General features: G+C 48.9%; 17 protein-coding genes and 1 pseudogene. 4 read left to right on the top strand and 14 right to left on the bottom strand.

Annotated elements, in window-relative coordinates:
- Positions 1-105: 105 nt before the first annotated feature.
- The 7 genes from LC508_RS14205 to LC508_RS14235 all read right to left on the bottom strand — a co-directional run bounded on the left by LC508_RS14205 (position 106) and on the right by LC508_RS14235 (position 11188).
- The gene (locus LC508_RS14205) at positions 106-3249 is read right to left on the bottom strand and encodes an alpha-mannosidase (protein WP_103731986.1); all 3144 of its coding nucleotides are present in this window, start codon (positions 3247-3249) and stop codon (positions 106-108) included.
- A 24-nt stretch (positions 3250-3273) separates the two neighbouring features.
- The gene (locus tag LC508_RS14210) at positions 3274-4095 is read right to left on the bottom strand and encodes a carbohydrate ABC transporter permease (protein WP_052099733.1); all 822 of its coding nucleotides are present in this window, start codon (positions 4093-4095) and stop codon (positions 3274-3276) included.
- A 13-nt stretch (positions 4096-4108) separates the two neighbouring features.
- The gene (locus tag LC508_RS14215) at positions 4109-4993 is read right to left on the bottom strand and encodes a carbohydrate ABC transporter permease (protein ID WP_052099734.1); all 885 of its coding nucleotides are present in this window, start codon (positions 4991-4993) and stop codon (positions 4109-4111) included.
- 104 nt (positions 4994-5097) lie between these two features.
- Complete coding sequence (locus LC508_RS14220) at positions 5098-6495, bottom strand: extracellular solute-binding protein (protein WP_033143890.1); 1398 nt, start codon at positions 6493-6495, stop codon at positions 5098-5100.
- Between the two features lie 106 nt (positions 6496-6601).
- A complete protein-coding gene (locus LC508_RS14225) occupies positions 6602-7858 on the bottom strand; it encodes an ABC transporter substrate-binding protein (protein WP_054351894.1) in 1257 nt (418 codons plus the stop codon).
- The gene (locus tag LC508_RS14230) at positions 7855-9372 is read right to left on the bottom strand and encodes a response regulator transcription factor (protein WP_033143892.1); all 1518 of its coding nucleotides are present in this window, start codon (positions 9370-9372) and stop codon (positions 7855-7857) included. Before LC508_RS14230 ends, LC508_RS14225 begins: the two co-directional genes overlap by 4 nt.
- Before the next feature lie 10 nt (positions 9373-9382).
- Positions 9383-11188, bottom strand: coding sequence for a cache domain-containing sensor histidine kinase (locus LC508_RS14235; protein ID WP_225305379.1), 1806 nt, complete (start codon positions 11186-11188; stop codon positions 9383-9385).
- 221 nt (positions 11189-11409) lie between these two features.
- Between LC508_RS14235 and LC508_RS14240 the strand changes: the two genes are divergently transcribed.
- Complete coding sequence (locus tag LC508_RS14240) at positions 11410-12156, top strand: GNAT family N-acetyltransferase (protein WP_033143900.1); 747 nt, start codon at positions 11410-11412, stop codon at positions 12154-12156.
- Between the two features lie 374 nt (positions 12157-12530).
- Here the strand turns inward: LC508_RS14240 and LC508_RS14245 are convergent, their stop codons facing one another.
- Positions 12531-13091 (bottom strand): PadR family transcriptional regulator, encoded by a 561-nt coding sequence (locus LC508_RS14245; protein ID WP_103733041.1) that lies wholly within the window; start codon positions 13089-13091, stop codon positions 12531-12533.
- A 161-nt stretch (positions 13092-13252) separates the two neighbouring features.
- Between LC508_RS14245 and LC508_RS28595 the strand changes: the two are divergent.
- The 3 genes and pseudogenes from LC508_RS28595 to LC508_RS14260 all read left to right on the top strand — a co-directional run bounded on the left by LC508_RS28595 (position 13253) and on the right by LC508_RS14260 (position 15871).
- Positions 13253-14595: pseudogene (locus LC508_RS28595) on the top strand (MATE family efflux transporter).
- A 72-nt stretch (positions 14596-14667) separates the two neighbouring features.
- Complete coding sequence (locus tag LC508_RS14255) at positions 14668-15306, top strand: TetR/AcrR family transcriptional regulator (RefSeq protein ID WP_103733040.1); 639 nt, start codon at positions 14668-14670, stop codon at positions 15304-15306.
- Positions 15299-15871 carry a hypothetical protein gene (locus tag LC508_RS14260; protein ID WP_103733039.1) on the top strand — a complete coding sequence of 191 codons (573 nt, stop codon included), beginning with the start codon at positions 15299-15301 and terminating at the stop codon, positions 15869-15871. Before LC508_RS14255 ends, LC508_RS14260 begins: the two co-directional genes overlap by 8 nt.
- Positions 15872-16282: 411 nt before the next feature.
- On the opposite strand, the gene araA is transcribed toward LC508_RS14260, so the two are convergent.
- The 6 genes from araA to murB form a co-directional block, all read right to left on the bottom strand.
- Positions 16283-17779, bottom strand: a complete 1497-nt coding sequence (gene araA, locus LC508_RS14265) for an L-arabinose isomerase (protein ID WP_054352077.1) — start codon at positions 17777-17779, stop codon at positions 16283-16285.
- 107 nt (positions 17780-17886) lie between these two features.
- Positions 17887-19143: a BTAD domain-containing putative transcriptional regulator gene (locus LC508_RS14270; protein WP_103732771.1), complete on the bottom strand. Its 1257-nt coding sequence runs from the start codon at positions 19141-19143 to the stop codon at positions 17887-17889.
- A gap of 105 nt (positions 19144-19248) precedes the next feature.
- Positions 19249-19503 carry an HPr family phosphocarrier protein gene (locus LC508_RS14275; protein WP_054352075.1) on the bottom strand — a complete coding sequence of 85 codons (255 nt, stop codon included), beginning with the start codon at positions 19501-19503 and terminating at the stop codon, positions 19249-19251.
- Entirely contained in the window at positions 19500-20459 is a 960-nt protein-coding gene (whiA, locus tag LC508_RS14280) for a DNA-binding protein WhiA (RefSeq protein ID WP_033143396.1), read from the bottom strand. Before whiA ends, LC508_RS14275 begins: the two co-directional genes overlap by 4 nt.
- The gene (gene rapZ / locus LC508_RS14285; protein WP_033143397.1) at positions 20438-21328 is read right to left on the bottom strand and encodes an RNase adapter RapZ; all 891 of its coding nucleotides are present in this window, start codon (positions 21326-21328) and stop codon (positions 20438-20440) included. The genes whiA and rapZ overlap by 22 nt, the downstream gene beginning before the upstream one ends.
- A gap of 21 nt (positions 21329-21349) precedes the next feature.
- Positions 21350-22261: a UDP-N-acetylmuramate dehydrogenase gene (murB, locus tag LC508_RS14290; protein ID WP_033143398.1), complete on the bottom strand. Its 912-nt coding sequence runs from the start codon at positions 22259-22261 to the stop codon at positions 21350-21352.
- Between the last annotated feature and the right edge of the window lie 54 nt (positions 22262-22315).

Below are 22315 nucleotides of genomic sequence, written 5' to 3' on the forward strand. Positions count from 1 at the left end.
GAACAGTAACCCAAAGGCAGTCAGGCCGGAAATCCGGCGCGGCGCCTGCTGCGGCGCCGTCTGCCAGGATTCCGGCCTGGGTGTATTTCTTCTTATTATATAGGATCAAAATTTAAGCTTCAGGGTCTTGATCTCATAAGGTTTCATCCTGAAGGATACCTTTCTTCCGTCAGGCTGCAGTTCTTCCATATCCGCTTCCAGCATATCGCATTCGCAGACTGTCTTGATGTCCTCCGCAAAGGTCAGAGAAACCTCTGTCCTTCTGTTAAAGCATTCGTAGAGTCTGACAATGACTGCCTCCTCTTCCTCCGCCTTTTTCACAACCTCAACCACCACATTCTCACGGCTGCAGGTTACAAAGGAATAGACATCCGGCAGTGTGCCGCCCTCATTGGCCTTTACGGCAGCCTCAAGAGGATTGTTCAGCAGATATGCCTGGTTTACGGTTCCCGCCTCCTTCCAGCTTCCCCGGTGCGGGTAAATGGAATAGGTGAAGGTATGGTGTTCTTTATCTGCCTCCGGATTTGGATATATGGCGGACTTCAGCATGGAAATGCCGATCACGCCGTCCCGGACACTGCATCCGTACTTGCAGTCATTTAACACGCTGACGCCGTAACCGTCCTCAGACACATCCATCCACTTGTGTACACAAACCTCGAACTTTGCGAAATCCCATGAGGTGTTGGCATGGGTAGGACGTTTCACATTGCCATACTGGATCTCAAAAGATGCCTCGCTGGTGTGGATATCCACCGGGAACAGAGCCTTCACAAAAATCTGGTGCTCTCTCCAGTCTATCTCATTTTTGATATCAATGCGGGCTGTATCCTTATAAATGCAGATGTACTGACTGATTACGGAATCCAGATAATTCCTGGTTATTTTCAGGCACCCGCGAACCGGGCCGCACTCTGCTGCCTCTATCCCGGCCACGTCATCGATCTCCCAGGATTTTTCCGTGTAGTAATTGTTCAGATCCCAGGCGTCATAATTGTGGGGCCTGTCCTCATAGCTCATGAGCACATTGGCGGCTTTCCCTTCCGGTAAAAGCTCCCGGTCTGCTCTCTTGTCATAGATGCTGATGAACTGCCCCTTCTCGTTCAGATCAATGGAGAAAAATGCGTTCTCCATATGGGTTTCCGTTACCTGAATCTCTGATTCGTATTCTTCCTCTTTCTCTTCTATCAGGAAGGTTTTATACCCTTTTGCGGGAACATCCTTTGCGGTAAACATCCAGGTGCCGTCTGCCATCTTCTGTACGGGAAGGCATTCCTCCCCTGTCTTCACTGCAGGATATGAGATATCTTCCGGACACGGGAAGCACACCGCTTCCTCAGCGTTCATGCTGTTGGGGTTGTAAACCACGACAGAGTGTTTCGGCGCATTCACGTGCTCTGCCAGACTGCCCAGCCTTCTGTCAGTGTACTCCCGGTTGGCGCTTAAGATTGCTTCGTACTCCTCTTTGGAGTCATCGTAAACCTCTTTGATGGAAGATCCGGGAAGGATATCATGGAACTGGTTTCTCAGGATCACCTCCCAGCCCTCATGGATCTCTTTGTCCGGATACGCTTCTTTCAGCAGGTACTCGCCCAAAATACCGTACAGCTCCATGTTCTGGTAAGCAAATTCTGATCTGCGGTTATATTTTTTATTCCTTGCCATGGAGGTGTAAGTTCCTCTGTGATACTCCAGATAGAGTTCCCCTACCCAGGAGGGCAGATATTTTCGGTCTCTCACCTTTTTGTCCAGCACATGGAAGAACTGCTGTGAGGTGCTCATGACCGTCTTCGGGCAGCCCGGGATCCCTTTTGCCAGACGCCTCTGGTTTTCCAGCATATCCTTTGTGGGGCCGCCGCCTCCGTCTCCGTATCCGAAGCTGCACAGAACTTCGTCGTTTAAGTATTTCTGGCTGTAGCGCTTCCATGCCCCTTTCATCTGGGACGGATTAATATATCCGTTGTAGGTGGTGAAGTGCTCCGTCTCAAAGCCGCCCTCCACGGCGCCTTTGTTGTAATCCCTGGTGGGCACGAAATGCGTCAGTATCCTGGTACCGTCAATGCCCTCCCACTCAAAGGTGTCACAGGGCATTTTATTGAATTCATTCCAGCTTATCTTTGTGGTCATGAAATAGCGGATACCGCATTTTTCCATGATCTGAGGCAGAGCCGCGGAATAGCCGAACACATCAGGCAGCCACAGGATCTCATTGTCCTTTCCGAACTCATCCCTGAAGAAGCGTTTGCCGTGTACGAACTGACGAACCAGCGCCTCACCGGAGGCAATGTTGCAGTCAGCTTCCACGAACATACCGCCCTCCACTTCCCAGCGGCCTTCCTTCACCCGCTCCTTGATCTCCTCATAGACTTCCGGCGCGTTTTTCTTTACATATTTGTAGAGCTGGGGCTGGCTGGACATGAAGATGTATTCCGGATATCTGCGCATAAGCTCCAGTACCGTGGAAAAGCTTCTCACAGCTTTATCCTCTGTCACCTTAAGTGTCCACAGCCATGCACAGTCTATGTGGGTATGTCCCACGCAGTAGATATAAGCATCACTGTCCCCGCAGTGTTTGCCGTAAAATTCCCTGGTAATATACTCCTGTGCCTTTTCCAGACTCTCATAGTATTCCCCGGAGCCTTCTTTTCTGAAGTCCAGCAGATTCAGGGATTCATTCAGGCAGTTAAGGATGGTCAGATATGCCCTGTCATCCTCCGGCAGAAGTCTTGCCACCTCATAAGGTACAGATAAATCATAAAAATATTTCTCCGTTTTTCTGTCCAGTACCTTGATGGCTGAACAGAGCCTGAGGGAAAAGTTCTGGTCACCTGTGAAGGCTGACAGGATAATGCGGTATTCCTGTCCTGCACAGGCATTTTCCGTAAGGATGATCTCCCTGTGGTTCACATCCAGACCCTGGATCCTTTTTCCGTCTACGAAAATGGAAAACTGCGGGTTGGTGGCATCCCACTCCCCTTCTCTTCCTGTCATCAGTTCGTAGACCACACATTCCCCGTCAAACTCCGAAGGGATGACCACCTTTGTCTCAAACCAATAATACTCCCTGTGACCTCCCCAGAGCTGCTCCCTTGTAAGCCTCTCCCAGTCGGAGGTGTCAAGGTTCTCAAGATCCGTGAACGTATCCTCCGTCTTCTTCATTCTGTAATCCTGAATCTCGCAGGATCTGGGATAGATCTGCTCCTGCAGGTATTCCAGCAGTTTGCCGATTCGTTCTCTCATCAACACCATGTAAAAATTCCTCCCGTTTTCACATTATCCTTTTGCTGCACCCGCCATGGTAAATCCTTTTGACATATAGTTCTGTGAGAGAATGTACAGAAGGATGGAAGGCAGTGCGTAAATCGCGGAGTATGCGGCAAGAGGACCATACTGGATGGTACCGTGCTGTCCGAAAAACTGGTACAGCATAACAGATGCCGGCATCTTCTCCGGTGAACTTAACAATATGTAGGGAATAAAGAAATTCCCCCAGCTTCCGGAGAAGGTGTAGATAAATACCACACAGATTCCCGGAAACATCAGCGGCGCCACAATCTTACGGATAGACTTCATGGTAGTGGCACCATCCACCCAGGCAGCCTCCTCCAGCTCCACCGGCACCCCGTCCATAAAATTCTTCATAAGCCAGATACCGTAGGGCAGAGATGACGCTGACAAAAACAATACCAGCCCCGGAATGCTGTCCAGAAGTCCTACGCTCAGAAAAATTTTATATACAGGCACAGTGACCGCAATCATGGGAAGTGCTGTCATAAACAGAATAACATACATAAAGCCTTTTTTGTAGCTCAAATGATATCTGGATAAAGGATAAGCCGCAAGCCCTGAGATCAGCACCACGATCAGGGACTGGGCAAAGGAAATAACAAGACCTACGCCGAATCCCCGCAGGTTATCCGAGTTGGTCAGCACATCACTGTAATTGCTGAAAGTCCACTGCGCGGGCCATTTTAAAGCCTCACCTGCATTGGTATCCAGAGACGCGATCACTACCCACAGAAGCGGAAGGATAAACACAATCCCCACGATCACCAGAAATGCACAATGCAGGGTTTTTACCATCTTTTCACTCATTACGTTCCCTCCCTTACTGGTCCTTCAGAATTCTTGTATAGATCACACTGCACACAGCGCCTACGATCAAAATCAGCATACCGATCGCGGTACCGTAGCCAAGCTGCAGCCCCTTTAAGCCCTGGTTGTACATGAATATGGGAAGGGTCGTGGTGGATGAACCGGGACCTCCTCCTGTCATGGCATAGATCAGACCGAAAACGCCCAGGGTGGACAGGGTATTCAGCATGGTATTGGTGGCAATGGTGTCCTTGATGCAGGGCACAATAATGCGGATCAGTGTCTGGAACCGGTTGGCCCCGTCCACTCTGGCTGCCTCCTCAATATCTCCGGACACATTGTCAAGGGCTGACTGGAAGTTCAGCATAGAAAATGCGGTGCCGTGCCATACATTGGCGATCACAACAGTCATCATGGGATGCTTGAACAGCCAGGATACTGCCGGTATGTGTACAGCGCCCAGGATCATGTTCATGGTTCCGTTGTCCTTGAAAAATGCCATACAGCACAGGGCAACCACGATCTCCGGCATTACCCATCCGGCCAGGATGCAGGGTCCCACAACACTTCGCAGTCCCTTGGGTTTTCCCTTCATGAAATATGCGATCAGAAATCCCAGGATACTCTGTCCCAGAAGGCTGCCCACTAAAAAGAGCAGTGTATTTTTGATACTGGTCATGGTGCTGGGGTCTGTGAGCATTCTCTTATAGTTCTCAAATCCGATAAATTCCACATTTTTTGCATTGGCTCCGCTGAGAGCCAGATTGGTAAAGGAATAATATACCGTCAGTACGATCGGTATGATAAAAAAGCATAAAAGCAGCAGCACTGCCGGAAGCAGCAGGATAGATTTCTTCGCCTCATCTTTTATGACAGCCGCACGGTTTGGTCTTGCCATAAAGCGCCCTCCCTTCAATCGTGAAAAAATATGGGCGGCGGCACTTTACGGTGCCGAAGCCGCCCAGTTGCTGAACCTGCCGGAATATCTTTCCGGACAGCCTTTTATTTCTCGGTTACATTGTCATCGCCCACGGCACGTGCCACATCCGTAGCGTACTGTGTCATGGCATCTTCCGGAGAGGTACCGGATACCACAGATTCCACCATGGTCTGGATGCTGGTGGTGACAGTGGAGTATTTGTCATTCTGCGGCCTGAAATCAGCGCTCTCCAGAAACTCTGTAGCAATCTGTTTGAAGGGCTGTGCGGAATAGGTCTCGTCACCGGCTACATCCTGTCTGGTGGCAATATTTCCCTGTGCAATAACAGCATCGGTGTAAACCTCCGGGTCCATAAGATGTTTGATGAATTCAAAGGTCTCATCCTTGGCATCTGCATTTTCCGGAATAGATAATGCCCAGCCGCCTGCCAGTGTAATGGTTTTCGGGTCCTGTCCCTCAGATGTGGGCATGGATGCGAATCCCAGTACATCCTTAGCCTCCGGCCACGGTGCTGCCCCTGTGTCAGTCCAGTTTCCTGTGATCCAGCTTCCGTCAAGGGAAATTGCCAGCTTGCCCTCCGGCAGGTACTCTCTTGCAGATGTATTGGAAGCCTGTCCGTTTAGTACAAGGGAGAGGTCCGGTCCGTATCCGTTGGTATAGATATCCTGCAGAAAGTTCAGGGAATCCAGAATACCCTGGCTCTTCACGATCCATTTATCATCATCGGAGAGCAGTCTCTCTCCGGTTCCGTAGAGCAGCATCTCATATGTCTGCATGGAAGTTGCCTCACCGGTTGCCACACCGGAGTTGCACCAGAAGGGCACTACATCGGGACATTTTTCCTTCACCGCTTTGCAGGCATCCAGGATATCGTTCCAGTTCTTTGGCTCCCAGTCCTGTCCTTCGCTGATCACACCGGCCTGTGCCAGAATGTCTCTGTTGTACCACAGTCCTCTTGTATCTGTACAGTACGGAATACCGTATACAGAACCGTCCGCGCCGGTCACGCCTTTTTTCATGGATTCATAGTAGGAGGTATTCCAGTCCTCATAATCTTTCACGTAATCATCTAATTTTGTCAGGTAGCCTGCACTCACATCATTGGGAAGCTGGAAGGTGTCCTCACAAACCAGGTCCGGGCAGGTTTTCTTATCTGCAAGCTGAAGAGCCACTTTTGTAAAGTAATCTCCCTCCTGTGCCACGATAGGGGCTATATTTAACTCCACCGTATCTTTTTTATCCCAGGTGTCATATCCGTTCTGTATCCATTTCCAGAGAGCGCCGTCCTCACCCTGGCCGTCATCCCTGAAGCAGAAGGTAATGGTCTTCTTACCGCTGTCTGCCTCTTTCTTCTCATTTCCTCCGGTGGAGGCTTCCTTGTCACTTCCTCCGCCGCAGGCGGCAAGCCCTGCTGCCATCACGACTGCCAAAGACAGGCCCATCACTTTTTTCATCTTCATACTCGTTCTCTCCTTTTCCGTGTTTTTTTGATGAAACAAGAATACCATTTTTTTCCGGTACAGTATATTCCACTTATTTAAAAAAGGGGGTCATTTTTGACCACCCTTAACGTTTTTTAATAATAATGAGTTTCACAGCGTTCTGCAGTTCCCGTGCTGTGTCCTCCGGCGGGGTGCCTCTGACCTCCATCAGTTCATAGAGACTCTCTGACACCTGCTGCGCGATCTCAAACCAGGAATTGTTGGTCTCTGCACACCATCCTTCGTTAATATAACGGTCCAGAAACTCTGTCCCCTCATCCGGCCCCACGCGCTTTGCCTGGTACGGCACCGCAGCCTTTACGGGCAGAGTATCCATGACATTGCAGATTCTCTCCTGAATCTCATCTCGATAGAGATAGGTGAGAAAACGGTAAGCCTCCCGGTCCGCATAACCCGTCACCCCAATATTTTCCCCTGAGAGCATCAAAGATTCCCTCACGTCTCCCGGCAGCGGTATGATACCCGCTGAAAATTCCATTCGTGAGCTTCTGAGAATCGTGGAGGCGCTGAGCCTGTTTGCCATCATCAGCACCTTCCCCTCAGCGAAAGAGCGGGCTACATCCGCCTCCGTGAGATTAATGGTCTGCTTTCCTACATACCGGCTCCTCTTCAGCTCCTCCAGAATACCGGCCGCCCTGATCCCGCCTTCCTGGTCTATGGTGTTTAAACTGCCTCCGCAGGCATAAAGCAGTGCTCTGTAGAAAGCGTAGATTTCCTCAGGACGCTTTGCCGCGAATCCGAACTTGTCCCCAACGCTGTCCTGCAGTGCACTGCAGGTATCCAGAAGCCCGTCCCAGTCTTCCGGGGCTGACAGCCCGTTCTCCCTGAACACATCGCTGTTGTAAAAAAGTACATAAGGATCACAGGTAAAGGGAATGCCATAATATTTTCCGTCATCCATGGTGGTGTTCCACAGCTTCTGGAAGTTCATACTGTCCTGGCAGCATGTTTCCACATACGCGGAAATATCGGCAAACACTCCCATATCAATGAGAGCAGGCATCATCCCGTTATCACATATGATCAGGTCCGCCGTTCTGCCGTTATCCATGCGGAGACAGATTTCTTTCTTAAAGTTCTCCTTTGGGATGAACTCCATGTTCACCTTGGCACAGCCGGAGCGGCTGGAATAATTTTCTGCCACTTCCTTCAAAATCTGCTGGTGCAGTTTTGTCTCATAGGCGCAGAGCACGTAGATCTGCTTTTTCTGCACCTCTTCCGCCTCCGATTCCTCTTTTTCTCCCTTCTCCGGCCAAAAGAGAAAGGCGGACACAGCCAACACACACAGAAGGAAGGCAGCAAAATACCCTTTTTTCTTCATTTTGCATTCTCCCTTTTGTATTCCGAGGGCGTGACACCGCAGAGCTTTTTAAAGACTTTCACGAAATATTTCTGGTCATGAAATCCCACCATCTCAGCCACCTCATAAACCTTATAGTTGCCGGACAGAAGCAGGCGCTTGGCTGTGCTGACCCTGAAATTCTGCAGAAAGGAGGTGAAATTCACCCCGGTCTCCCTGCAGAAAATGCGGCTTAAATATTCCGGTGTGACACAGCATCCCTCCGCTGCCTCGGACAGTGTAATATCCCTCTGGTAATTGCTGCGGATAAAGTCAATCACATTGAGTATCATGCCATTCTCTGTAATATCAAGGGTGTCCCTGCTGCTGGCAACCGCGTTCATGATCTTCTCAAACTGATATCTCACCTCTCTTTTTGAAGTGCTCCTGGCTATATTCTCCATGATATAGGAGGTATCATCCACTGCTTCCAGGCTGCCTCTGGTCTCCCCTGCCACCCTGAGGATTCCGGCTGCAAACCTGAGGACATACTCCCGGATGCAGGCAGGCCTTCCCTCGCTGTCGATCACATACCTGGCAAACTGTTCCCCGATCATGCGCACCTTGTCATACCGCCCGCTGCGGATCTCCCGGTAAATGCTCTGCTCCAGATAATCCGGATATTCCAGTTCCCTGTACACAGCGGACTCCACCAGTTCCCTGCTCAGTATGGTTTCATCCGGCAGGGAAAATGCGTACTGCATCATGTCTTTCAGCTCCTCAAGCTTCTCATTCAGTCCGGTAAGCCCGTAAAGGGTCCCGTAGCTGCAGTGGCATTCCGTGATCTGGCAGAGAGAATGATAGATTCTGGTCTTAAAGATCTTGAACAGGTTTTTATTTCTCTCCGTATCTGTCAGCATCACTAAAAACCCCTGCTGTCTCGGCAGAGGCATTACATAATAGTTTTCCATGCAGAAGGAATCCAAAAGCTCTGTGGTGTGTTTCTGGAGTTCACTCCCCGTCTCATTTGCCAGACTACACGGATAGATCAGAAAAAGTGAAATCTGTGTTCGGTCATCCACCTGCAGGGTTTCCCTGAGAATCGGTTCTGCCTGCTGCCTGTCTATATCCGTTCCGGTAAAATAGGTCCACAGAAGCTGTTCCGCAGAGACCTTTTCCACCCGGTTTTTCTCAATGTTTCCCTCCGCCTTGTGCAGCACTTCCAGAAAATCATCCACCTCCAGAGGTTTCAGCACATACTCCACCACCTGTAGCTTCAGTGCTCTCCTGGCGTATTCAAACTCCGAATATCCGGTCAAAAGGACAGCCTGTACCGCGATCCCTTCCTCCAGAATCTTTTCCAGCATCTCAAGACCGCCCATGACCGGCATCTTTATGTCTGAGATGACCAGGTCCGGTCTGTATTTTCTCACTGCCTCCAGCCCTTCTTTTCCGTTTCCGCAGACTGCTGCCACCTCATACTCTGTATCCCGGGCGAGTATGTTTAAGATCCCTTCTCTTGACTTCGGTTCATCCTCTACTACGATTATCTTCATATTGTTCCTCCTACTCATAGGGAATCAGAATGGTTATAACAGTCCCTTCCTGGCTCGACTCCACGTGAAAGCTCCCCTGCTCCCCGTAATAAAGCTTGATCCTTGTTATCACATTGCGCACACCGATGCTGGATTCTATGCGCTCTTTCTTATAATCAAAATGATTGAAATATTCTGCCTGCCCCTCCTCCATGCCTTTTCCGTTGTCTTTCACCACTATGGATATTTTATGCTCTCCTGCCTTTGTCAGGCGGATATTGATCTCATCCATACCTGTATTTCCCGGAAAACCATGGACCAGCGTATTTTCCAGAAGAGGCTGTATGAGCAGCTTGTGGATTCTGCACTTCATCAGATTCTCATCGGCCTCCACAGTACAGATAAAGGAATATTCAAATCTCTGCTGCTGGAGGTATACATACCGCTTCAGATATTCCAGTTCATCCCGGATCTCCACGATCTCATTGCTTTTGTGAATGCTGTATCTTAAGATCAGTGCCAGGCTGGTGAGCATTTTGCTGATGCTGTACTCTTTTCTGTCGATGGCGACCCAGTTGATGGCATCCAGGGTATTGTACAGAAAATGTGGGTTTATCTGGGCTTCCAGGGATTTTATCTCCGCGTATTTTTCCCGTACCAGGGCCTCCTTTTCCTGCTCATTGGATGTGCGTATCTGGCTGAGCATACTGTTAAAGTGTCTGCCGATCCTGGCAAACTCGTCCATACCCTCCTCCGGGACGCGCACCTCCATGTTCCCCTCATTGGCCTTGTCCATGGCATTTAAGATGGGCTTTACAGAGCGGTCCATGTCTTTCGAGAAGGAGACGGCAATAAGCACGCAGATAACCCCTGCCAAAAGCCCCACCAGCACAATCAGGAAGGTCAGGTTATGCAGGTCCTTCAGCACGTAATTCAAGTCCCGCACATTTACCACATAAAAGGTCTGGTTCTGGACCCCTTTGCTGCGGGCGGACAGGCTTGCGCCCTGAGGGTACCGGTTGTTCTCCACAAATTTCTGGGCTGCCTGCTCTATCTCTTCTTTGCTTCTCTCTTTTTTCTCCTCCCCGGCAAATATGTTTCTTTCCCCGTAATTGCCTTCCGGATAAGAGATAATATCACCATACCGGTTCACCACAAATGTAATATTGGATTTTGTGCTGCCCTGTTTATATACATCACACAGTGCTTTTTCATCCACACACAATAAAATGCACCCAACAGGCCCCTCCTTATAATCGTTGAAGTCTGTGAGCTGATGCGCCACATAGAAATAGTCTTTCTCCCCGTATCTGGTGTCCAGCTTGTGGTAGGTTCTGGAATAGACGGTCTGCTTCTCCGCATAGGCCTGTTTTACCATCTCATTGTTTCTGATGTTGTCCAGGTCAAAGCAGAAGCTCTCCGCGCCGGACAGGGTCATGCTGTCGTAGAAGCATACATCACCGTAAATGCCGGTGACTGCAATGCCCAGTATATTTTTGTTTATGTATACAATGTTCTGCAGATTTTCCTCTATCTTATGTTTTGCCAGGTAAAATCCGCTGCTGTCCCAAATGTTGATGGGCTTTAAATTGTCCACATAGGTCTGGTCTGTGTAGATGTCCTGTATGAGATTCTCAAAGGTATCCAGAAAGTTCTGCACATTTCCGGATGACTGTTCCAGATTGGCTTCGATCAGTTCCCCGATCTGCCTGGTTATGGTTGAGGCGCTCTGTCTGTAGGAAATCAGCAGGACGAATATGATAGGGACCAGGGAAACACCTAAAAGAAGCACAAGCATACGCCTCCCAATCCCCAGTCTCTGCAGTCTTTTATTCAAAATAGGTCTCTTCTCCTCCTTTGGCTTTTATGTGTGGTTTTATGTCCGTACGGATTTTAGGGATATTTTCCCATTATGAGATACTTCTTCATTTTACAGTATGTTTTCTTCCGTGCCAAGGTGGAGATATTTGACTTTTGGGGTGTATTCTATATATAATAAATGAAGCGATATACAGGCTGCTGTCTACAGAAAACTTTTATGATAAGGCGGAAACGCAGATGAACAGTAAGATTAAAATTATTGAGGACCTTTCCCTGAATGCATGGCCCTCACATCAGATGCAGATTTATGACGGATGGATTCTCAGATTTTCTTATTTTTATACCCACAGGACGAACTGTGTGGAGCAGATTGGTCTCTCTTCCATTCCACTAAGGGATAAGATTGCGTACTGTGAGGAGGTTTATGCCAAATGGGGGACTCCCACCATCTTTAAGATCAATCCCCTGATGGACAGCTCTTTTGACCAGAAGCTTATGGAACGGGGGTACCATACTGCCCATACCACAGAAGTGATGACAATGGATCTGGAAAAGTATAAGGTGCAGAAGCCGGCAAGACCGGTGTTTCTCAGCCGGGAGATTTCTCCGGATTGGCTGAATGGGCTTTTTTCACTGAAGGGGACTGTGAATGAGGTGCACAGAAGGATTGTGCCGTCTATGTACCGGGCGATTCCTAAGGATACTATCTTTGCGTCTATTTATGATGGGGGTAGGATCATCGGGACCGGGCTGGGGATTTTGGACAGGGATTATGTGGGGATTTATGCAATTCATGTGGATGAAAGGTATCGGAGGCAGCATTTGGGGGAGTCTATTTGCAGGTCTATATTGAATTCGGCGATTGATGAAGGGGCTACGGAGGGGTATCTTCAGGTGGTGGAAGGGAATGAGGGGGCACGGAAGTTGTATGAGGGGTTGGGGTTTGGGTATTTTTATACGTATTGGTTTCGGCAGGAATATTAGGGCGGACAGGGGGATTCAAAGGGGACGGAGAAGCGTGCCGTGGGAGCGAGGGCGGGTGTGGGTATGGGACAGACGAAGCGTTCCGCTGCACAGAAGCTAACCTGCTCTCATTCACTAAGCTCGTCGGCAATGGCCTCCTCGCTAAGTGACTGAGGCAGGTGGATCTTCTGCGCGCTCCACTGAGACATCGCCTGTCCCATACCCACACCCGCCCTCGCTCCCACGGCACGCTTCTCCTGATTTTGAAGGGCTGTCGGTTTATTATAGTAATTAGGGTCTTTTATGCATTTCTTCGGTGCGTTTTACCGCGTACTTTGTTAGGATTCTTACTTTTCTTGGTACTTCATCTTTTTTCCCTTAACTTTGCAAAATATTTATATGGAATCGTTTTGGCTGGGAGCGGTTGTTATGATCAGGTTGGTTTTTACGGAGGCGAGCCAGGTTTCTATGGATTGGGCCAGGAGGTATTGCTGGTGCAGGACGGCTTTGGCGGTTTCGGGAATTTGGGGGTTGGAGGTTTTTTCGGTTATGTTTTGTTCCAGGTTGGTTTTTAGGGTTTTTATGCCGGATGCAATGTTTTCAAGGCAGATTTTCTGGGTCTCGGGGGGGAGATTGTCCAGGTTTACCATGACAGCGTTGAAGTCCAGGAAGATGTTGATGGGCTGGGTGGAGATTCCCAGCATCAGGGTTTTGAATTCCTGCTCGCCGGCTTCGGTCAGGGAATAGACGGCTTTTTCCGCCATGTTTCCCTCTTTTACCATGGTGCTCCTGATGTAGCCTTTTTTCTCAAGCTGAATCACCTTCTTGTAGATGGAAGGGGTGCTGATCTTTACCCAGCGGGATATGTTTCGGTACTCTACCAGTTTTTGAATGTCGTATGCGCTTAGCGGCTCTTTTTTTACAATTCCCAGTACGATTAAATCTATGGTTGCCATGTGGTTACCTTCCTTTTTTATATTTTTCTTGACAGTTACTATAAATTATAGTATTATTTAGCTCAACTTGTTTTTACTATAATTTATAGTATTATATTTTATAACTGTTGTCAAGCAAAAAGAAAGGAGTTTGTAACGGTACCGTTACAGAAATCATGATTATGAGTGAAGGAAATAAAAAAATGGAACTGCTGGGCAGCGCACCTGTATGGAGGGCGCTTTTGGCAATGGGGCTTCCCACGATGATCGGGATGATGATCAATGCCTTGTATAATCTGGTGGATGCTTATTTTGTGGGGGGACTGGGGACGAGTCAGATGGGGGCAATCTCTGTGGCGTTTCCTATTGGGCAGGTTGTGGTAGGTCTCGGGCTGTTGTTTGGTAACGGGTCTGCCTCTTATATCTCCCGGCTTTTGGGAAGGGGAGACAGGAAAACGGCAGATCAGGCGGCAAGTACGGCCCTGTACAGCAGTATTGCGGTTGGTGCCCTGTTGATTCTGTGTACGGTTGTCTTTCTGCATCCCCTTTTGAAGATGCTGGGGGCAACGGAAAGTATTCTGCCTTATGCGGAGGAGTATACGCGTATCTATGTGGTGTTCTCAATTTTTAATGTGTTTAATGTGACAATGAATAATCTTGTGACCAGTGAGGGGGCTGCGAAAACCACTATGTTTACGCTGCTTGCCGGCGCTGTGCTGAATATTGTTCTGGACCCTGTCTTTATCTATGTTCTGGATTTTGGTGTGGCCGGTGCTGCGGCTGCTACGGCTATCTCCCAGATTGTCTCTTCTCTGGTATACCTGGGTTATATTCTCAGGAAAAAAGTATCTTCAGTTTCCGTATCCGTGCGTGCTGTTTCTCCAAAGAGATCATGTCTGAAATATTGAAGATCGGTGTTCCCACTATGGTATTCCAGCTTCTGACAAGTCTCTCCATCTCCCTCATTAATTTTCAGGCTAAGGAATACGGGGACTCTGTCATTGCAGGTATGGGGCCTGTGACAAGGATCATCTCTGTGGGGAGCCTTATGGTCTTTGGCTTTATGAAAGGTTTCCAGCCCATTGCGGGATACAGCTACGGGGCAAAAAAATATGAGCGTCTCCACGAGGCCATACGGCTCTCCATTATCTGGTCCACTGTTTTCTGCGTGATCTATGGGGTATCGGCATCTCTGTTCTCCGCGAATATCATCTCTCAGTTTACAAAAGGGGATCTGGAAATGGTCAGAATCGGCGCCAGGGCCCTGAGCGCAAACGGCCTGTCCTTCCTGCTGTTCGGTTTCTACACGGTGTACTCCTCACTGTTTCTGGCTCTTGGCAAAGGGAAAGAGGGCTTTATCCTGGGGGCCTGCAGACAGGGCATCTGCTTTGTGCCGTTCATTCTGCTCCTTCCCCTCTTTGCAGGTGTCAGCGGAATCCTGTACGCACAGCCGGCTGCAGACGTCATCTCTGCTGTGATCACTGTCTTCATGGCAATACGTCTTCACAGAGAACTTGGATTCTAAACTTGACTCCGGAGAAATTCTGTGCCATAATTAATTAAACGTACGGTTAATTAATTACAGAAAGGCAGTTTTATGGCAAGGAAAAAAGTACCGGAGAACTATGAGAAAATGAAACAGGGAATCATACAGGCAGCCATCGAGATCATGGTAAAGAGGAGCATGACCGAGTTCAGCCTGACCGATGTGGCGAAAAAAGTTGGTCTGACAAAGGCTGCCATCTACTGGTATTTCCCAAACAAAAATGCCCTGGTCGATGAAGTAGCCCGGAGCATTTACGATACCTATATCGGATACATAGAAAAAATCAGCGGCAGCCCTCTGAGTTCCTGTGAAAAACTCCGCAGGATCGTTCTCGGGGAGGAGGACACCATACAGGCTGCCCTGATGTGTGTCTTTCCCATCAAATTCTATCTGGAATCCTACTCCGAAAGCCACGTAGTCAAGACACTGATCAAAAACGGCTATGAAAAATACAATGCCCTCATCACTGCAGTTCTGGAAGAAGGCATCCGAAACGGGGAGTTCCAGACCTGCCTGCCGGTTTCCGAGCTGGCTAAATTCATAACAGGAGCCATTGACGGACTGGCCTTTCAGAACCTGCTGGTCTCCTCCGAAAAACCGGAGGTACCCAGATCCCTCCTATTTTCCGTATTGGATCGTATCCTGACCCCCATTCACCCAACACCAAGAAAAGAGGTCTCAAATGACTAAAAAAAGAAATTTATGGAACATCCTGCTGGCATCCCCGTTTATCCTGGCTGTCCTGACCTGTTTCATCGTAAACTTTGCCCTGGACCGGCAGTTTAGCTGGTCTCTCCTGACAGCAGCCAGTTGTCTCTACGCCTATCTGATGCTGTATACCCTCATATTCGGCGGGAAACACCGTATCCTTTTCACATACCTGGTCCTGGCCATCCTGCTGATTCCCTTCCTCTATATCATAGAATACACAGCCAATCTCTACCTCCCCCAGCCCATATACTGGACAACAAGACTCGGCATCCCCGTAAGCCTGGCCTGGCTGGCCGCACTTGCAGTCACTGCCCTTCTCAAAACCCTGACACACGCTAACGGATTCCTGACAACCGGTTACTTCATCCTTGCTTTCTACGCCGCAGAGCGCTGCACCAACAACCGGATTGATGCCTTCATCGGCTCCAATGACTCCTGGCGCCTCTCCGACCACTACCCCATCTTCTACTTCTCAGCCGCCGCTCTCTTCCTACTACTGGGCCTCATCACCACCGCCGTAAAACGTTCACGCACCCGCGCATGAGGCCTCCCCTTGGCCTCATCATCACCACCCGTAAAATACTCACGCCCCGCGCATGATGCTTTTCTCCTCCCACGCAAAAAAAGATACAGCATTCCATCACCCGACGAATGCCATATCTCTTTTTTAAAAAACCACTTACCATTGTTCTTCCACTTTCCACACAGAAGCTTCAGTCCTAAAGCGCCAGGCGGAGCAGTGGATGGGAAGGCGGGGAACCGGTTCGGGGGGAGCGATGTCTCAGTGGAGCGCCCGGGAGATCCACCTACCCCAGACACTTAGTGAAGAGCGCTCTCGCGATGAACTTAGTGACTGGGAGCAGGTTAGCTCCCGGGCAGCGGAACGCTTCGCTCCACGCGAACCGGTTCCCCGCCTTCCCATCCACTGCTCCGCCGTCCCCCTCAGCCAAAATTCCTATCTAAACACCAATTCCCCCAACTGCAGATCCCTCTTAAACCCGCGAATCTTCGTATCCCCATCAATATAAACCGCTTCAATCCCCATAGCCGCAGCCCAGTCACCCATCTGCTCAGCCGTAATATCATAAGAGAACGCCGTATGATGTGCCCCTCCTGCCAGAATCCAGGCTTCCGCACCTGTAGCCAGATCCGGCTTCGGTGTCCAGAACGCTGTAGCCACCGGCAGCTTCGGCATGGCCTTCTCTGTCTTCTTACAATCCACCTCATTAATGATCAGACGGAACCTGTTCCCCAGATCGATCAAAGATGCAGCGATGGCCGGACCGGTCTTAGCTGTGAATACAAGACGCGCCGGGTCTTCCCTGTCTCCCATGCTCAGCGGATTCACCTTAATGCTGATCGGACCGTCAGAAATAGTCGGGCACACTTCCAGCATATGCGCCTGCAGAATTCCTTCCTTACCCGGAACCAGATTATATGTATAATCCTCCATAAAGGAAGTACCCTTTGCACCTTCCATACCTGCTGTCATGATCTTCATCAGACGCACCATAGCTGCAGTCTTCCAGTCACCCTCTCCGCCGAAACCGTAACCTTTTTCCATCAGCCTCTGAATAGCCAGTCCCGGAAGCTGTTTCAGGGAACCCAGATCACCGAAATGTGTTACGATCGCCTGATAATTTTTCTCCTCCAGGAATCTCTCAAATCCGATTTCGATCTGTGCCTGCACTGCCACGTGACGCTTGAACTCTTCCGGATCTCTGCCTTCCAGAAGAATCTCATATTTATCGTAATACTCTTCCACCAAAGCGTCCGTATCACCCTTTGACACGGCTTCCACTGCCTCTGCGATCTCATTTACCGGATAAGCGTCAATTTCCCATCCGAACTTGATCTGGGCCTCTACCTTGTCACCTTCTGTCACAGCTACATTTCTCATGTTGTCCGCAATTCTCATAACACGGATATGGCTGCTCTCCATAATACCTACTGCAGTGCGCATCCAGGACGCAATCTTTTTCTGTACTTTTTCATCGCTCCAATGGCCCACTACCACTTTGCGCTCAATCCCCATGCGGGACACAATGTGACCATATTCTCTGTCACCGTGGGCAGACTGGTTTTCATTCATAAAATCCATATCAATGGTATCATATGGGATTTCCTGGTTGAACTGTGTATGCAGATGCATCAGGGGTTTTCTGTACTCCTGCAGTCCCAGAATCCAGGACTTAGCCGGTGAGAAGGTGTGCATCCATGTGATGACACCTGCGCAGTCCTCATCGTCATTTGCCTCATTGAATGTCTTTCTGATAACCTCATTTGTGATCAGAGTTGGTTTCAGAACCACTTCGTAAGGAAGCACTCCTGATTTATTTAATTCCTCTACGATAATTCTGGAATGCTCAGCCACTTTTCTGAGGCACTCATCTCCGTACAGATCCTGAGAACCTGTTGCAAACCAAAACTTGTAATTTCTGCCTGTCTTCATTAAAATCGCCCTCCTGTTAGGTTTTCTGTTTCCTTTATCTTAAAACTTGTACGGTTATCTTTACAAGTTGTATTCACAGGAAGGGTACAAGTTTTTCAGTTGTATGTTTATGGCCGCATCCAGCCGTCCGGAAAGGTGATCCCGTGCTTAAGCCCCCCGAAGTCCTCGGTCACATCGATCAGGGAACTGATATAACATCGGATTCTGTTGCTGCCGCCCCCTGCCTCCTTAAAAAGACGGCTGATGCGCTCCGCCACACGGAAACAGTTTTCCTGGGTAATGCCCGGAAGCATGACCAGAAACTGACAGGAGCTGTATCTGGTATATAAGTCTCCGCGGCGCAGGGACAGCTTCACCGCTGTCTGGAATTTTTCTGCTGCTTTACTGATCTTCTCTTCTTTTTCAATGGGAACTCCAAAACTGTCCGTCAGTGTGCACAGCATGAGAAATACAGACATCCCGGTCCTCTCCATCATACGCGTCATAATCCTGTAGGTATCAATAAAACTGGGCAGAGAGCAGAAATAAGCGCCTTTTCCCTTTGTCTTCTCCCTTAAGTCCCTGCGGATCTCCGACATATCTGAGGGAACCCCCTGTATCTGACTGCTCATGGCATGAAAGCGCTCCAGCATTTTCCCGGACGGATTTAAGCCAAACTCATTAAAATACAGGGATGCGGTCTCCTCATAGACCTTCAGTGCCTCTTTATGCCGGTTCAGGGCAAGGAGGCTGTCAATCCGCCAAAGCTGCCACTCCTCATAGGGATAGATAGAGGCCGCATGGGAGCTGATGTAAAGTATATCCTCATAGGCTCCGCGGTTTTTCAGAATGGAAAACAACTCCCGCATACAGTCAAAGTATAAGTCTCTGTACTTCACGCCTGCTATGACAGACCAGGCTTCCGCTGCGGAGGATGGCAGAAATTCCCCTTTATACAGACTGCAGGCTTCCTTTAAAAGCTCTTCCTTCTTCTCCCCGTTTTCCATGCAGGCCTCCTCGATGGCTGCCTCCATTTGATGGATATCCACCACTGCCTTAATATTCTCACTCCACCGGCATTTCCCCTTCTTTACAATAATGTACGCATCCTCCGGCATGCCTGCCTTTTTCAACTGTCTGCGGAGCCTGAAGATTGTATTGTTCAGACTGCTGTTCCCGTTTTCCACCCCATCCTTGCCGTAAAGAGCATCGATCAGCTCCGCCTTATCTATCCCCTCCCTTAAGTGCAGCATGAGAAGCTGAAATAACTGGATAAATTTTGCCGGGCTCCTCCTGTCAAAGACCACTGCCGCTCCCTCATAAGTAATGGAAAACCCCCCTAACATCCTTACCCTCATAATACCGGTACTTTTTTCTCTCTCCATCTTTTTATATCTCCTGCAATCTGCGCGCCGTTAAAAAGGCCGCCCCTCATCCAGGACGGCCTCACTCTTTCATATCTGCTCTCTTTTTCCTTAAAAGTTCAATATTTATTTGTTGCTCAAATACTCTTCGATGCTTTTCATCGCTTCGACTTCGTCTTCGCCTTCAACTGATACAGTCACGCTCTCACCAGCGTCTAATCCCAAACTCATCATACCCATGATGCTCTTTGCATTTACCTTCTTTTCCTGACTCTCCAGATAGATATTGCTGGCATACTGGCTGGCTACCTGCACGAGTAATGCGATCGGTCTTGCTTCCAGGCCGTTTGAAATACCGATGGTAATTGGTTTCCTGATCATATCTGTTCCTCCTTGTTCCCTCTGAGCTCCTCTGCTATGCTGCCGATTTTCCGCAGTCTGTGATTGACTCCTGACTTTCCCACTGGCGGTGCTAGTAACATGCCAAGTTCTTTCAAAGAAGCCTGTGGATATTCCAGCCTTATCTGTGCAATCTCCTCCAAATTATCCGGAAGCCGCTCCAATCCAATGGTATCACGGATATAGGCTATATCCTCCATTTGTTTTACTGCAGCATTTACAGTCTTGTTAATATTCGCCGTTTCGCAGTTAACCTTGCGGTTTACGCTATTGCGCATTTCCTTCAGAATCCTGACATTCTCAAGATTCATCAAAGATACATTGGCCCCCATGAGGCCTAAAATTTCTACGATCTGCGCGCCTTCTTTTACATAAACAACTTCGTGCTTCTTGCGGCTTACAACTTTAGCATCCACCTCAAAGGATTGCACCAGTTCCTGAAGCTGCTGAGCTTTTGACAATGTGGAACATACGATTTCAAAATGATAAAATTTCTCCGGGTCACTGATAGAACCTGCACATAAAAATGCTCCCCGCAGAAAAGCCCTCCTGCAGCAGTTCTTTTGAATAACCAGAGGATTCACAAGAGCGGCACAGGGCATTGGCTGCCTGTCTGCGGTCAGATACTTTGCTGCCTGCAGAATTCTTACGGTATCTTCCTGACCTCGTACTTCAATCACAAATCTGTTGTTTCTTTTTATTAAACGTTTATCTATAGAAATTTCTCTATCTATTTTAAATGTTTTTTGCAATAAAGTAAAGCACTTTCTTATAACACTTTCATTTTCTGTAGAAAAACAGAGAAATGTCTGGCCTTCCTCTGTCCTCTGTATCTCACCGCAAAAGCTGAAAATAGCTGAAAGCTCTGCGATCTGGCAATGCCTGGCAGGGCTGATGCAGCGCTCCAGCTCCTGTTTTACGCTTCCGGAGAATGACATTTCTTCGCATCCTTTTCTATATCTCTATGTTCAATCCGTATTCCGTATTCTTCTGACTTTTTCAGCCGTCTGTATAGTTCATTGGCCAGCGTCACACTGCGGTGCTTGCCGCCTGTACATCCGATGGAGATCACAAGCTGGGATTTGCCTTCGGATATGTAGTTGGGGATCAGAAAGCGCAGCATATCCTCCAGTTTATCGGAGAACTCCTGTGCCAGCTCAAATCCCATGACGTAGTCGCTGACCGGCTTGTCATTGCCGCTCAAAAAACGCATTCCTTCTATATAATAAGGGTTCGGCAGAAACCTCACGTCAAACACCAGATCAGAATCACCGGGGATTCCGTACTTGAACCCAAAGGACAGAACTGTGATCATCAGATTCTTGAACTTCTGGTTCTCCACAAAGATCTTTTCCAGTTCTTCTTTCAGCTCCCTGGTGAGAAGCTGGCTGGTATCCAGAATGTAGTCCGAAAATTCCCGCAGAAAAGCCAGCCTGCTGCGTTCCAGTTGAATCCCTTCATCCACCCTTCCGTTGCCGGAAAGGGGATGGGAGCGCCGTGTCTCCTTATAACGCTTTACCAGTGTCTTGTCATCCGCATCCAAAAAGAGGATCTCCGGCTGGAATCCCGGCAGCCGCAGCCGCTCCAGAACATGTTCCAGTTCACTTAAAGCTTTGCCGCTCCTGATATCAACACCCACAGCTACACGCTCTATCTCCCCGGAACTTCCGTCCTTCACAAGCTGTGCAAATTTCTCAATCAGGAGTATGGGAAGATTATCCACACAAAAATACTCCATGTCTTCCAGCATTTTCAGGGCCGTACTCTTGCCGGCACCTGACATTCCCGTCACAATTACAAAACGCATATAGAATCCTCTCCGCTAATGTCAAAACTCACCCAGGAATTTTACTTCCGGCTCAAGTGTGACGCCGAATTTCTCCCTGACTCTCTTCTGTACTTCCTCTATCAGGTTCTTCACATCCTCCGCTGTGGCATCTCCGGTATTGACAACAAAACCGCAGTGCTTCTCGGAAATCTGCGCTCCGCCCACCTGAAAGCCGCGCAGACCTGTATCCATGATCAGTTTTCCTGCAAAATATCCCTCCGGCCGCTTGAAGGTACTTCCGGCACTGGGCATATCCAGCGGCTGTTTGCTGGTACGGCGCTCTTTGAAGTCATCCATCTGCTCCTTAATATGGGATGCCTCACCTTTGTTCAGCCTGATGACAGCCTCCAGCACAATATATCCTTTTTCTTTTACGATACTTGTCCGGTACCCCAGATTCAGTTCCTCACGTTTCAGGCGGATCACATTGCCGTCCGCATCCATAACGGTGACTTCCTCCAGTACATCCTTCATCTCCCCGCCGTAAGCGCCTGCGTTCATCACTACAGCGCCTCCCAGAGTTCCGGGAATGCCGCTGGCAAACGCAAATCCGGCCAGGCTGTGCTCCAGAGCCACCACTGCGATTTTTGAGAGAAGTGCTCCGGCCTTTGCCCTGATGACGTCGTGGTTCACTTCTATGTCACTCATATTCTTCCAGAGCTGAATGACAACACCATTGTACCCTTTATCACTTACAAGCAGATTACTTCCATTGCCCAAAATGAAAAACGGCAGATTCTCCCTTTTACAGATATGTAAAATCTTCCGCAGTTCATCCACGCTGTGAGGACGCAGGTAGTATTCCGCAGGCCCTCCAATGCGAAATGTTGTATGCTTTTTCATTGGTTCACAGACATTGACATTGTCACTGCCCAGACACTGACAAAACTCATTCTCTATTTTTTTATTCACTTTCTTACCTCTTGCTTGATAATATTATGGAAATCCAATATGACACAGCTAAAA

The organism is Blautia parvula, from assembly GCF_020215665.1.
GTDB lineage: Bacteria > Bacillota > Clostridia > Lachnospirales > Lachnospiraceae > Blautia > Blautia celeris.

Coding starts and splice junctions, on each gene's coding strand:
- LC508_RS14260 (WP_103733039.1), top strand. CDS start 15,299: ATGACTAAAAAAAGAAATTTATGGAACATCCTGCTGGCATCCCCGTTT.
- araA (WP_054352077.1), bottom strand. CDS start 17,779: ATGAAGACAGGCAGAAATTACAAGTTTTGGTTTGCAACAGGTTCTCAG.
- LC508_RS14270 (WP_103732771.1), bottom strand. CDS start 19,143: ATGGAGAGAGAAAAAAGTACCGGTATTATGAGGGTAAGGATGTTAGGG.
- whiA (WP_033143396.1), bottom strand. CDS start 20,459: ATGTCATTCTCCGGAAGCGTAAAACAGGAGCTGGAGCGCTGCATCAGC.
- LC508_RS14215 (WP_052099734.1), bottom strand. CDS start 4,993: ATGGCAAGACCAAACCGTGCGGCTGTCATAAAAGATGAGGCGAAGAAA.
- LC508_RS14225 (WP_054351894.1), bottom strand. CDS start 7,858: ATGAAGAAAAAAGGGTATTTTGCTGCCTTCCTTCTGTGTGTGTTGGCT.
- LC508_RS14220 (WP_033143890.1), bottom strand. CDS start 6,495: ATGAAGATGAAAAAAGTGATGGGCCTGTCTTTGGCAGTCGTGATGGCA.
- LC508_RS14275 (WP_054352075.1), bottom strand. CDS start 19,503: ATGATCAGGAAACCAATTACCATCGGTATTTCAAACGGCCTGGAAGCA.
- LC508_RS14210 (WP_052099733.1), bottom strand. CDS start 4,095: ATGAGTGAAAAGATGGTAAAAACCCTGCATTGTGCATTTCTGGTGATC.
- LC508_RS14255 (WP_103733040.1), top strand. CDS start 14,668: ATGGCAAGGAAAAAAGTACCGGAGAACTATGAGAAAATGAAACAGGGA.
- LC508_RS14205 (WP_103731986.1), bottom strand. CDS start 3,249: ATGGTGTTGATGAGAGAACGAATCGGCAAACTGCTGGAATACCTGCAG.
- LC508_RS14230 (WP_033143892.1), bottom strand. CDS start 9,372: ATGAAGATAATCGTAGTAGAGGATGAACCGAAGTCAAGAGAAGGGATC.
- rapZ (WP_033143397.1), bottom strand. CDS start 21,328: ATGCGTTTTGTAATTGTGACGGGAATGTCAGGTGCCGGCAAGAGTACG.
- LC508_RS14245 (WP_103733041.1), bottom strand. CDS start 13,091: ATGGCAACCATAGATTTAATCGTACTGGGAATTGTAAAAAAAGAGCCG.
- LC508_RS14240 (WP_033143900.1), top strand. CDS start 11,410: ATGAACAGTAAGATTAAAATTATTGAGGACCTTTCCCTGAATGCATGG.